Raw genomic sequence first — 12,140 nt, 5'->3', positions numbered from 1 at the left:
GCTCTCTATCGCAAAGCCGCGCGCGGCGCACGAGAGGCCGCGCGGCGGCTCGCCTCACCGGACCTCGCGCGGCGCTCGCGCCCGCGCCCGCGCCGGGCTAGTCTCGCGCCATGGGAATGACGCTGCTTAGGATGCGGTTCGCCGCGCTCGCGATCCTGGCCTGGGGGAGCGCCTGCGGTGGCAACGTCGTGGTCGACGGGATGCCCGGCGAAGGGTCGGGAGGCGCCGGCGTGACCAGCAGCAGCGCGAGCGGGACGAGCAACGTGGGGGTGACCTCCACCGGGGGGGGCGGCGGCGACGTGCGGTCGAAGTGTCTCGCTTACTGCGAGATGTTCCTGCCGGTGTGCGGCGCGGCGCCGGGCAGCTGCGGCGACGTCTGTGACGATCAGCTGTCCACCGCGCCCCCGTGCAACGATCGGCTCGCGCCGTTCTTCGATTGCGCGATCGAGGCGTTCGATTGCTCCGTCACCCCGTCCAGGTGCCAGCCTTTGCTGGCTCAGTACGAGACGTGCGCGTTCGACGCCGACTCCGGCTGTGGAGGGCTGGAGTGCTTCGGCGGCGGGGACAGGGCGTGCAGCTGCAAGGGCTCGTGCCCGGGCTGGGATTTCGCCGTCGAGTGCAGGCCGAGCGGGCGCTCCGACATCTCCTGCTCCTGCCTCGTCAACGGCTCGGAGGTGGCCACCTGCACGCAGGCCGGCTCGGGGTGCGCGCTCGCCGTCGACTGTTGCGAGCCGAGCTTCGAGCAGTTCCGCTGAGAGGCACGAGCGAGCGGCGTTCGCCATGGAGGAGGATCGACGGAGCGCAGCGCGAGGCGGGGCGCTCGCCGAGGAGATGGCGAGCTGGGTGGGGGCGCGGATCGACGCCGCGCACGCGAACCCCGCGACGGGGCTCGTCGCGCTGGCCGTGTACGCCGGAGCGCGGCGCGTGCTCGGCGCCGGCATCGGGCCGCGCGTCGCGGGGGTGGGGATCTTGCCGCGGCTGCCGCGGCTCCGCGCCGGCGGGGCGCATCCGCTCCTGGCCGCCATGCGGGCCCACCTGGTCGGCCGCCGCGTGCTGGCGATCGAGGTGCGGGGGGACGGCGTCGCCGTGATCGCCGGCGATCTGTCGACGGTGAAAAATGACCAAGACGATGAACTGCCTGGTGAGGCGGGGTCGGCGGCGGCGGCGGCGGCGCCCGCACCCGGGTTGAGCCTGGCGGCGCCCGCACCCGGGTTGGGCCCGGGGTCGCCCGCACCCGGGTTGAGCCTGGCGGCGCCCGCACCTGGGTTGAGCCCGGGGTCGCCCGCACCCGGGTTGGGCCCGGCGCCCGCCGCGGCGGCGCGGCTGGAGCTCGCCCCGGGGCGCCGCGGCGAGGTGCGGCTGCTCGACGGCGCCGGCAACCTGATCCTCCGCTGGCCGCCTCAGGGGAGCGCCCCGCCGGCCGAGATCGCCTACCCGGAGGATCCGCTGGCCGCCGGCGCGGCGCTGGTCGAGGCGAGCGACGACGCCGCCGCCGGCCAGGAGAAGGCGGCCCTCGCGCGCGCCGTCAAGGCGCGGCGCGCGGCGCTCGAGCGCAGGGCCGAGGCGGTGCGCGGCGATCTCGGGCGGCTGGGGAGCGTCGCGCGCCTCCAGAAGACGGGGCAGCTCCTGCTTGCGCAGGGCGCGCGGGTGCCGCGCGGGGCCGCGAAGGCGCTCCTCGACGACTGGGAGACGGGCGGCAAGATCGAGGTCGCGCTCGACCCGGCGCGCCCCGCCAAGGCGCAGGCCGAGGCGTTCTTCGCCAAGGCGCGGCGCTACCAGCGCGGCGAGGCGGTGATGCGCGCGCGCCTCGCCGAGACCGAGCGCGCCCTCGAGGCGATCGCCGCCCTCGAGGCCGACGTCGCGGCGGCGGAGGCGCGGCCGGAGGCGCTCGAGCCGCTCGCGCAGCGCGCGCGCTCCCTCGGCGTGGCGCGCGCCGAGATCGCCGGGGCGGGCGCCGCCGTCGCCGGCGAGCCGGGGGCGGCCGGAGGCGCGCGCGCCCCGCGGGCCGGACGGACCGCCCCGCGTCGGCCGTTCCATGCCTACCGGAGCGCGTCCGGCGTGGCGATCCTCGTCGGCCGGGGCGCCGAGGACAACGACGCCCTGACGACGAAGCATGCGCGGCCGCACGACCTCTGGCTCCACGCGAAGGGCGTCGCGGGCTCGCACGTCGTCGTGCCGCTCCCGAAGGGGGCGAGCTGCCCCGCCGACGTGCTCGTGGACGCCGCGACCCTGGCGGCGCACTTCAGCGACGCGCGCGGCGAGGCGGTCTGCGAGGTGAGCTACGTCCAGCGCCGCTACGTGCGCAAGCCGCGCGGCGCGGCTCCGGGCGCGGTGGTCTTCGATCGGGAGAAGGTCATCGCCGTGCGCATCGAGGGGGCGCGCCTGTCGCGGCTGCTCGCGACCAAGGAAGAGGGCTGACGAAGGGCGCTCGCGCCGGTGGCGAGGCGCCTCGCGCGCAGGCCGCGAAGCCCCCCACGGCCGGGCTGCGGCGCGCTCGGGCCCAGGCTGCGACGCCGTCGCTCCGCCTGCGGCGGGGCCGCCCTCAGGCCGTGAACGCCGCCCGGACCTGCTCGTTCAGCTGATCCAGCCGGCGCGCCGGCAGCTCCGCCGCGCGGGCGAGCGACGCGATCACCGCGCGCTCCGCGTCCGAGATCCCCTCGCTCGCGTGGGCCACCGCCAGCGCGACGATGACGCCCTCCTCCACCGCGTCGCAGTCCATGAGGATCTCCGCGAGCAGCCGCACCCGCGGCTCGACGCCCGCCGCCGCGATCACCTTCAGGCTCGCCTCGATGAGGTAGCGGACGAGCTCCGCGTTCAGCTCGGCGCCGAGCATCGGCTCGATCAGCTGCCGGAGCGCGTCGATCTCCTCGGCGTCCACGTTGCCGTCGGCGTTCGCCACGAGCGCGCCGAGGTCGACGATCGGGGTCGGGTTGTACTCGTTCAGGTCGAAGCGGGCGCGGAGCAAGCCGGCCGCCTGGTGGACCAACGCGGGAGGCTTCATGTCGCCTCCGCTCCGGCGATTCGCCTCATGACTCACCACCTTTCGGCGCGCGGCGCCGCACGGTCTCGGACTCGCTGAGCCCGAGGCAGAGCTGCGCCCGGAGCGCGCGCAGCCCCGCGAGCACCTCGGCCGACGCCTTCTCGGCCTCGGCCCGCTCGATGGCCGCGTCGAGCGTCGCGAGCCGCCCTGTCTGGAGCGCCTTGAGCGAGTAGGTCATCTGCACGAACGTGTCGAAGAGGTCTCCGAGCTCATCGCCCTTGCGCAGCCCCTCTCCGATGGTGAGCCGCGTCGTGCCGACCTGGCGGCACAGGCGCTTCATCTGGTGGACCGGCCCCACGATGCGCTGGGTGATGAAGATCCCGAGCACCCCGAGGACGACGAGGAGGAACGCGCCCCCGCCGACGAGGATGTTGAGGAGGCGCTGGCGCAGCGCCTCGACCTCGGAGCGCCGCCTGCCGACCTCCGCCAGGTTGCGCTCGTACTCGCGGTTCGTCTTCTCGAGCTCCTCGTCGAGGGTATTGCCGAGCTCGGCGCCGTCGCCGCCCAGGGCGGCGGTGCTCATCCTCAGGATCTTGGCGCTGTTGGCCGCCTCTTTGAGCGCGAGCTCGGCCTGGGACGCCGCGTACTGCGCCTGCTCGTTGGCGACGCTCGCGGTCTGCCAGATGACGAGTCCGAGCGCCGCCATGACGGCGAGCACCACCGACACCAGGAGCCCCGTGTACTTGAGCTGGAATCGCGGGTTGAGGAGCAGCTTGCGGCGGGGGGCCGGGCGGGCTGTGGCGCGATCCTGGGCGGGAGAGGTCATGAGGTCTCGTCAGCGGGCGGACGGCATGACCGCCAGCACAGGACATGGCATGAGCGGGGCCGCCGCGGTGCGACCCCCCCGGAAAACGCACTGCGGTTTCACTGGTACCCCATTCCCGGCGCCGGTCGCAAGGGTCATTCAGAGGTCGAACAGCGTCCCCTGCCGGCTCGGCCGCCGGAAGGTCGAGCGCTCGTCTGCCGCTTCGCGCTCGCGCGCCGCGTTCAGCCCGAGGCGCTGGCAGTGCACCTCGAACAGCCGCTGGATCGCCGCCCAGCGCGCGCCTGCGCCCTGGAAGCGCGCCCCGAAGGCGGCCTCGTTCATCTTGCCGCCGCGCATCTCCTGGATGCCGCGGCGCACCTTGCCGGCGCGGTCCGGGAAGGCCTCCTCCAGGCGCTCGTCGAAGACCGGCAGCACCTCGCGCGGCAGGCGCAGCGGCATCATGAAGGCGCTCTGCGCCCCGGCGTCGCGGGCGCGCTCGAGGAGCTCGGGGACGTCGCTGTCGTTCAGCCCGGGGATCAGGGGCGACAGGGAGATCCCGGTCGGCACGCCCGCGTCCGAGAGGGCGCGCATGGCCTCGAAGCGCAGCGACGAGCGGCTCGCGTACGGCTCCATCTTGCGGGCCACGGCGTCGTCGGCGAAGGGGATGCTGAGGTGGACGCGGGCGCGGGCGCGCCGCGCGAGCTCGCCGAGCAGGGCGGCGTCGCGCCGCACGAGCGCGCCCTTGGTGATGAGCCCGACGGGGTTCCGGAACGCGAGGCAGATCTCGAGGCAGCGGCGGGTGAGCTCGTAGCTCGCCTCGAGCGGCTGGTAGCAATCGACGTTGCCGGAGAACACGATCGTGTCGCCCTGCCAGCCCGGCTTGTTGAGCTCCTTCTCGAGCAGCTCGGGCGCGTTCGCCTTGACCACGATCTTGCGGTCGAAGTCGGTGCCGGCGCCCCACCCGAGGTACTGGTGCGAGGGCCGGGCGTAGCAGTAGGCGCAGGCGTGGATGCAGCCCCGGTACGGGTTGACGCTGTACTGGAACGGCAGATCGGGGCTGTCGTTCGCGGTGATGATGGAGCGGGCCTGCTCCTCGAAGACCTGCAGCGTCGCCGGGGGCGCCTCTTCGAGGTACTCGACCTGCGTCGACGACCACGGGTTCGGAGGGTTGTTCACGGGGCGCGGCATGGTGCGGGTCAGCGCCGGGCGAGGGGGCGGGCGCTGCGCGCGCAGTGTAGCGCGTCCTCGCCTGGGTGGGAGCGTTTGTTCAGTAGAGCCCGGTGGGCGCCGTCGTCGCGGGCTGGGCAGTGCCCTAAATTGAACATGAAGGCGGGAAGGCGGGAAGAAAAGATCAATGATCTTCCTGCCTTCCCGCCTTCATGTGAACTCTCTCCGGGCAAATTTGAGCACTACCGCGGGCCGGGCGGCGGGCGCGGCCTGGGGCCGTAGCGAGGGGAGGGGGTGGGGAGAGCGGATTGACAGCCGAGGGGGCACCTGCTGGCATGCGGGCGCTCAGGAGCGACGTGAGGGACAAGATGGCCAATCCGAGACAGCCCGGGTTCGATCTCCGCAGCACGTACCTGCACCTCGCGGACGGGGGCGATGCGCTGCCGATCGAGGTGAGGCCGACGTTCTGGCAAGAGCTGATGTCCGGCGACTCGGAGGCCGCGGACATCCGGCGGATCACGGACGAGGGAGGCTGGCTGGTGATACGGTATCCGCTGACCGAGGACACGCCGCAGTGGGAGATGCACCCGGCGGGCGACGAGATCCTGGTCCTCCTGTCCGGCGCGAGCGACGTCGTGCTGGAGGAGCAGGGCGGCGAGCGGGTCGTCGCCCTGGTCGCGGGCGCGGCGTGCAAGGTCCCGCAAGGCGCGTGGCACCGGATCCTCGTCCGCGAGCCGGGGGACCTCCTGTCGATCACCTACGGCAAGGGGACGCAGCACCGGCCGCTGTAGCTGCGCCGCGGAGAGCCATCTCCGGCGCTCGTGCCACCTCACGGGTAAGCCACATCAGCTCGGGATCCAGCTCCTCTCTTCTTCCTCTGTGTCTCTCTGTGGTTCATCACCATTCCATCGACGGCGCCGGAAGCGCAGTTGTGTCGATCGGACAAAGCCCGTTCCGACCGCGGGCACACGGCTCGCACGAGGTGGTGAGCCCGCGCTGCCGGCGTCCTGGCGCCCTGAGGTAGGAGCCAGCGCTCAGCGCCGCATTCGCGTCCGGCCTCAGCCTCGCCCGGCGAAGCGGCGGTGGTCGACCATGAGGCAGCGGTCCTGCACGACGAGGATCCCGGCCTCGACGAGGCGCTCGGCCACCTGGTCGTTCCGGATGCCGCTCTGCAGCCAGACGGCGCGCGGCCGGGCGGCGAGGAGGTCGTCGAGGTGCGCGGCGACGTCCTGGCCGCGCCGGAAGACGTCGACGATGTCGATCGGGCCCGGGACGTCCGCCACGCGGCGGTAGACCTGCTGGCCGAGGATGGTCTTCACGTCGGGGTAGTAGACGGGGACCGGGATCACCTCCACGCCCGCGCTGTGCAGGTAGCTCGGGACGTAGAAGGCGGGCTGATCCGCCTGCGCCTCGGTCTTGATGCCGAGCACGGCGACGCGCCGCGCCCCGCGGACCAGCTCGGCCACCCGGGCATCGTCATCGCTGATGTCGCGAATGTCGTTCATGGGGAGAGTGTACGTCCGCCGAGCCGGCGCCGCACCCGGGACGGCGCGATGCGGAGCCGCCGGGCCGGGGGGCGCGCGCCTGCAGCGGCGCGACGGTATCGAGCTCAGCACGAGCTCCCCGTCCGCTGCTCATGGCAGACTCCGCCGCGTGAACCTCGACCGGCGGCTCCCTGCGGATCCTTTGCGCATGACGAACCACGGGCGCCCCATGCTCAGAGCCCACGCTGCAACCGGCCGGCTCGCCGTAGCCATCGGGCTCCTGTCCGGCGTCGCGGTCTCGCTCTGGCCGAAGGCCGCCCTCGCGAACGCCGGCATCCCGATGCTCGTCTTCGCGTGGCCCGCCTCGTGGATAACCTTCGTACCCGTCGTGCTCGTCGAGGCCGCGGTGGCTCGCCGGGTCCTGCGCTTGCCGACGCGAGAGGCGATCAAGCTCTCTCTGGCGGCGAACGCGTGGTCCACGCTCGCGGGGATCCCGATCACATGGGCTCTCCTGACGGTCCTCGAGATGAGCATAGGGTCCATCCTGGCGATGGCTCGCGCTGATCTCGGAACGGCCGCCACCCTGCTCATGCTGCCGATCTCTGCTCCCTGGCTGGGCCCCGTGGAGGAGGGCTGGCTCGTGCTCGCCGCCGGGGCCTTCCTCTGTGTGCCCTTCTTCTTCGCCTCGGTGTGGATCGAGGCGCGGAGCGCTGGACGCCGCGTGCCGGCGGCCGACGCGCTCCGCTGGGCGAAGAGGGCGAACTCGGCCACCTATGGCTTTTTCCTCGTCGCGCTCGCGCTGGCCGCGCTGATCTCGTGGATGAGCCGCGCGGGCCACGCCGGCTAGCCACGGTCGCCGGCGTGGCGGCGGCCCTCCTGTGGCAGACTCCCCCGCGTGAACCTCGACCGGCTCCCCGCGCTCTGGGCCGACCTCCTCCGCCACCCCACCTCGCTGCCCGTCGCGCTCGGCGCGGCCATCGCCGTCCTCGCGCTCGGGTTCTTCGCCTACCGCCTGCTCTTCGCCCTGCTCTCGCGCGCCGCCCGCGCGACCCGGACGTCGCTCGACGACCTCCTCCTCCGGCGCATGCGGCTGCCGGCGCGCCTGCTCGTCGCGCTGCTCGCGCTGCACACGTTCATCGCCCTGCGCGGCGCCGAGCTGCCCACGCTCCACAAAGGCGTGCTCCTCCTGGAGCTCGCGCTCGCGTCGTACCTGGCCATCGAGATCGCCGAGACCATGGTCATCGACTACTGGCTCGCCGAGCGCCGGAAGGTGCAGCTCCCGGCCCTCGTACGGCACCTCCTGCTCACGATCCTCTACCTCGTCGCCGGCCTCTCGATCGTCGGCGCGGTCACCGGCGTCGACCTCGTGCCGCTGCTCGCGACCTCGACCGTCATCACGGTCGTCCTCGGCCTCGCGCTCCAGGACACCCTCGGCAACCTCTTCGCCGGGCTCGCCCTGCACTCCGAGCGCTCGTTCGGCGTCGGCGACTGGATCCTCGTCGACGGGATCGAGGGGCAGGTCGTCTACGTCGGATGGCGCTCGACCCGCCTCCGGACGTTCTCCGGAGACATCGTGATCCTGCCGAACTCGATCATCGCCAAGGCGCGCGTGCAGAACTTCTGCGCGCCGGACCGGACGTGCGCGCGCAACATCGAGATGCTCGTCGCCCTCGACGCCGCCCCCGAGGCCGTGGAGCGCGCGGCGCAGCGCGCCTATGCGCAGGTGCCGGACATCCTCCGCGAGCCGCCGCCCAGGCTCTGGCTCGCGGCCGTCACTCCCCTCTTCCAGCGCTATGTCATCAAGTTCTGGATCGCCGACTTCGAGCGCCACGATCTCCTGGAGTCCGAGCTGATGAGGGCGTTCTTCCGCGCCTGCCGCGACGAAGGCGTCGCCCTCAGCCCCGCCGCAGCGCAGCCGGGCCTCGCCGTCGATCCGCGCATCCTCGACCCGCGCGCGGCCGTCGATCCGACCGCAGCTCCGGTGGTCCTGCCGGCGATCGTCGCGGTCCCGGCCGCCCCGGCGCCCGCCGCCGCGAGCGGCAAGGCCGAGGCGGGAGCCTGATTTGGCTTGGTCCGGTCGCGCCGCTGCGGTAGCCGAGCGGTATGCCTGACAACCAGCCCGTCTCCCCCAACAAGGTCGCGGTCGTGGGCGCTGGCAGCGTCGGCGCGACGATCGCTTACGCGTGCCTGCTCCGCGGCGTGGCGAAGGAGGTCGCCCTGTTCGACGTGAACCGGGCCAAGGTCGACGCCGAGGTGCTCGACCTGAACCACGGCCTCCAGTTCGTCCCGGCGGCGACGCTCGAGGGCAGCGATGACGTCGAGGTCTGCCGTGGGGCGCACGTGGTCGTCATCACCGCCGGCGCGAAGCAGAAGCCCGGGCAGAGCCGGATGGACCTCGCCACCGCGAACGTCGCTATCTGCCGCGAGCTCCTGCCGCGGCTCCAGGCCGTCGCGCCCGACGCGCTCTACCTGCTCGTCACCAACCCGGTCGACGTGATCACCTATGTCACGCTCAAGCTGACCGGCCTGCCGCCCGCCCGCGTCCTCGGCAGCGGCACGGTGCTCGACAGCAGCCGCTTTCGCTTCCTGATCGCCCGGCGGCTGAACGTGGCCGTGCAGAACGTCCACGCGTACATCGCCGGCGAGCACGGCGACAGCGAGGTGCCCCTGTGGAGCAGCGCGAGCGTCGCGAACATCCCGCTCGACGCGTGGTCCGTGCCCGGCCACGGCAAGCTCGCCGCGGGCGACCGCGCGGAGATCTTCTCGAACGTGAAGAACGCCGCCGCCCAGGTCATCTCCGGCAAGGGCGCGACCAACTACGCGATCGGCCTGGCGACCGCCAAGATCCTGGAAGCCCTGCTCCGCGACGAGAACCGCGTGCTGCCCGTCAGCAGCCTGCTCAGCGGCTACCGCGGGATCGACGATGTGTGCCTGAGCGTGCCCTGCGTCGTGAACCGCTCCGGCATCGAGTCGCAGCTGCCCATCCCGATGAGCCCCGAGGAGGAGGCCGGCGTCCGCGCCAGCGCGGACACGATCCGCAAGGCGATCCGCTCGCTCGGCTTCTGACGCGACCTCGTGCCGCATCGCCTGAGCGCGTTTCTGGCTCGGCGATGGGAAGAGTTTGAACCACAGAGGGCACAGAGGGCACAGAGGAGAGAAGAAGAAGCTGATTGTCTTTCTTCTCTTCCCTCTGTGCCCTCTGTGCCTCTGTGGCTCATCTCTCATCAATAATAGGATCCGGTGAGCACGAGACCGTGCGCGGGCGATCGTCGCTGCCTCCATCGCTCCGCCGATGATGAAGTGCTAAGCTGGCAGCGGAGGAGCGCCCATGCCGGATCCGTACGATTTGCAACGATTCGTGGACGCGCAGGCTCCGGTCTATGACCGCGTCCTGGCCGAGCTGCGCCGAGGACAGAAGACCGGCCACTGGATGTGGTTCATTTTCCCGCAGATGCGGGGCCTGGGCCACAGCGCCATGGCTCACAGGTATGGCATCGCTTCGAAGGCCGAAGCAGAGGCCTATCTACAGCACCCGACGCTCGGCCCGAGATTGATCGAGTGCACTCGCCTCGTCAACCAGATCGAGGGGTGTTCGCTTTATGACATCTTCGACAGCCCCGATGACATGAAGTTCTGCTCGTCGATGACCCTGTTCGCGCGCGCGGCTCCCGACAATGAGACGTTCCTCGCGGCGCTCGCGAAGTACTGCGGTGGCGAGCTGGATCCGCGGACGCTCGCGCTGCTCGAGTAGCGAGTAGCGCGGGCCGTCGTCGGTGGGCGCACGGGGGCGGGCGCCTGCACGGCGCGGCGACCCCGGCTACGACCGCTGTGGGGTCGAGGGTGGGGGACCCAGCGCTCGATCTCTCCGTGTGTGGGTGCATGGGCGGGCAACGCCACGTTGGTCTGCCGGTATGCCACGGCGCGTGGTGGTCCAGGTGACGCGGCGTCGGCGGCCCCATGGTCCGGCGATCAAGGGCTCGAGCCCACCCCGAGCTCGGCAGGCAGCTTGGCGGCCTGTGGAGGTGCCGTGTGGTCACCGAGGCCGACACCCTGAGGAGATCTTGCTCTACGCTAGCTCCTCCCGATGCCTAGCGACGCTCCTGTCGATCTCTACTCGCTCGCCTTCACCTGCAGCGTCGACCCGCTGCTCTTGCTCGACGAAACCGGCCGGATCCTGGCGCTGAACGCCGCCGCCGAGCGCCTCATCTCCACGCCTGGGGCGACGGCGCGCGGAGGGCCCGTCGATGAGGCCCTGCGCCCCGAGCCGCCCCTCGGCGCGCTGCTCGATCAGGTGATCCGCGATCGCGCGCCGCGCGCCCTGCCGCCCGACTTCACCCTTCACCTCGCGAGCGAGCGCGCCGTCCTCGCCGAGGGGAGCCTCAGCCCGCTCGTCGACCCCGCGGGCGCGTGCGCCGGCGTGCTCCTCGCGCTGCGCGACGTGACCGAGCGACGCCGGGCCGAGCAGGCGGCGCGCGATCAAGCAGCGCGCCTGCACGCGGCCGTCGAGGCGCTCGACGTGGGCTTGGTCATCTACGACGCCGAGGAGCGGCTCTGCTTCTTCAACACGGCGTACAAATCGCACTACCCCGAGTGCGCCGCCGCCATTCAGGTAGGCAATACGTTCGAAGACGTCGTCCGCGAGGGCTGCCGGAACGGGATTCACCTCCACAGCGGCCTCAGCGAAGAGGAGTGGGTCGCCGGTCGCCTCGCGGACCATCGCCGCTCCGGGGACGTCTACATGCGGCGGTTCGGGGACCGCTGGCTCACCCTCAAGAGCACCCGCCTCGCCGATGGCGGCATCGTCGGCCTGCGGATCGACACCACCGAGATCAAGCAAGCAGAGCTCGCCCTCGAGCGCGAGCGGCAGTTCATCCGCCTCGTGCTCGACACGATCCCGATCGTCGTCACGGTCAAGGACCGGGACGGCAAGATGAAGCTCGTCAGCAAGAGCTACGCCGCGCTCTACGACACCACGCCGGAGGCGGCGGTGGGCAAGACCGTGAGCGATCTGCCGTCCTCCCACGCCGAGCTCTCCACCATCGGCGAGATGGACCGGGAGGTGCTCGCGCGCATGCAGCCGGTATCGAGGGTTCTACCCATGACGCGCCGGAACGGCCAGGTGCGGTGGGCGTCCATCATCAAGGTGCCCCTCGTGGAGCAGGACGGCACGACGCACATCCTCGCCATCGGCACGGACATCACGGCGCAGCGGGAGCACGAGGAGCACATGGCCGCCACCATCGCCGAGCTCGAGCGGCAGAGGCAGGCCTTCGCCGATCAGCTCGCGGTCATCCAGCGCCAGCAGGCGCTCATCCGGGCCCTGTCCACGCCCGTCCTCCAGGTCGCCGAGGGCGTGCTCGCCGTACCCCTGATCGGCGCGCTCGACGACGCGCGCGCGGCCGACGTCACCAGCAAGCTCCTCGACGAGGTCGTGCGCACGGGCGCTCGCTTCGCCATCATCGACGTCACCGGCATCGAGAGCGTCGACGCCGCGACGGCCGACCACCTGGTCCGCATCGTCCGCGCGATCCGCCTGCTCGGCGCGAGCGGCATCCTCACCGGCATCGGACCGGCCGTCGCCCAGTCGATGTGCGGCCTCGAGGTCGACCTCTCCGGCGTCACCACCCATGGCAACCTCCGCGCCGGGATCGAGGTCTGCCTGCGCGCGCTGCCCCGGCGCCGCTGAGCGCCGCCTTTGCCCTTG

General features: G+C 72.1%; 12 protein-coding genes. 8 read left to right on the top strand and 4 right to left on the bottom strand.

Annotated elements, in window-relative coordinates; all coding sequences use genetic code 11:
- Positions 1-110 precede the first annotated feature (110 nt).
- Positions 111-755, top strand: coding sequence for a hypothetical protein (locus WMF33_RS32085; protein ID WP_437332192.1), 645 nt, complete (start codon positions 111-113; stop codon positions 753-755).
- Positions 756-780: 25 nt separating this feature from the next.
- Entirely contained in the window at positions 781-2,418 is a 1,638-nt protein-coding gene (locus tag WMF33_RS32080; protein ID WP_437332191.1) for an NFACT RNA binding domain-containing protein, read from the top strand.
- A 124-nt stretch (positions 2,419-2,542) separates the two neighbouring features.
- Here the strand turns inward: WMF33_RS32080 and WMF33_RS32075 are convergent, their stop codons facing one another.
- The 3 genes from WMF33_RS32075 to WMF33_RS32065 form a co-directional block, all read right to left on the bottom strand.
- Positions 2,543-3,001 (bottom strand): tellurite resistance TerB family protein, encoded by a 459-nt coding sequence (locus WMF33_RS32075; RefSeq protein ID WP_061628323.1) that lies wholly within the window; start codon positions 2,999-3,001, stop codon positions 2,543-2,545.
- A 25-nt stretch (positions 3,002-3,026) separates the two neighbouring features.
- On the bottom strand, positions 3,027-3,806 hold the full coding sequence (locus WMF33_RS32070; protein WP_437332190.1) for a HAMP domain-containing protein: 780 nt from the start codon (positions 3,804-3,806) through the stop codon (positions 3,027-3,029).
- 138 nt (positions 3,807-3,944) lie between these two features.
- On the bottom strand, positions 3,945-4,973 hold the full coding sequence (locus WMF33_RS32065; protein WP_020738350.1) for a PA0069 family radical SAM protein: 1,029 nt from the start codon (positions 4,971-4,973) through the stop codon (positions 3,945-3,947).
- Between the two features lie 347 nt (positions 4,974-5,320).
- Between WMF33_RS32065 and WMF33_RS32060 the strand changes: the two genes are divergently transcribed.
- On the top strand, positions 5,321-5,743 hold the full coding sequence (locus tag WMF33_RS32060; protein ID WP_437332189.1) for a cupin domain-containing protein: 423 nt from the start codon (positions 5,321-5,323) through the stop codon (positions 5,741-5,743).
- Positions 5,744-6,010: 267 nt separating this feature from the next.
- Here WMF33_RS32060 and WMF33_RS32055 read toward each other — a convergent pair whose 3' ends face one another.
- On the bottom strand, positions 6,011-6,457 hold the full coding sequence (locus WMF33_RS32055) for a CoA-binding protein (protein ID WP_020738347.1): 447 nt from the start codon (positions 6,455-6,457) through the stop codon (positions 6,011-6,013).
- A gap of 208 nt (positions 6,458-6,665) precedes the next feature.
- On the opposite strand from WMF33_RS32055, the gene WMF33_RS32050 reads away from it, so the two are divergent.
- The 5 genes from WMF33_RS32050 (at position 6,666) to WMF33_RS32030 (ending at position 12,122) form a co-directional block, all read left to right on the top strand.
- On the top strand, positions 6,666-7,283 hold the full coding sequence (locus WMF33_RS32050) for a hypothetical protein (RefSeq protein WP_437332188.1): 618 nt from the start codon (positions 6,666-6,668) through the stop codon (positions 7,281-7,283).
- 48 nt (positions 7,284-7,331) lie between these two features.
- Entirely contained in the window at positions 7,332-8,498 is a 1,167-nt protein-coding gene (locus WMF33_RS32045) for a mechanosensitive ion channel family protein (protein WP_437332187.1), read from the top strand.
- A gap of 41 nt (positions 8,499-8,539) precedes the next feature.
- Positions 8,540-9,502, top strand: coding sequence for an L-lactate dehydrogenase (locus WMF33_RS32040; protein ID WP_061623883.1), 963 nt, complete (start codon positions 8,540-8,542; stop codon positions 9,500-9,502).
- 262 nt (positions 9,503-9,764) lie between these two features.
- On the top strand, positions 9,765-10,187 hold the full coding sequence (locus tag WMF33_RS32035) for a DUF1810 domain-containing protein (RefSeq protein ID WP_437332186.1): 423 nt from the start codon (positions 9,765-9,767) through the stop codon (positions 10,185-10,187).
- A gap of 333 nt (positions 10,188-10,520) precedes the next feature.
- The gene (locus WMF33_RS32030; RefSeq protein WP_437332185.1) at positions 10,521-12,122 is read left to right on the top strand and encodes a PAS domain-containing protein; all 1,602 of its coding nucleotides are present in this window, start codon (positions 10,521-10,523) and stop codon (positions 12,120-12,122) included.
- The last annotated feature ends 18 nt before the right edge of the window (positions 12,123-12,140 follow it).

The organism is Sorangium sp. So ce394 (assembly GCF_051474665.1).
Taxonomy (GTDB): Bacteria; Myxococcota_A; Polyangia; order Polyangiales; family Polyangiaceae; genus Sorangium; species Sorangium cellulosum_D.
The sequence above is the reverse complement of the archived record's forward strand: the minus strand, read 5'-3'. Positions and strand labels throughout refer to the sequence as shown.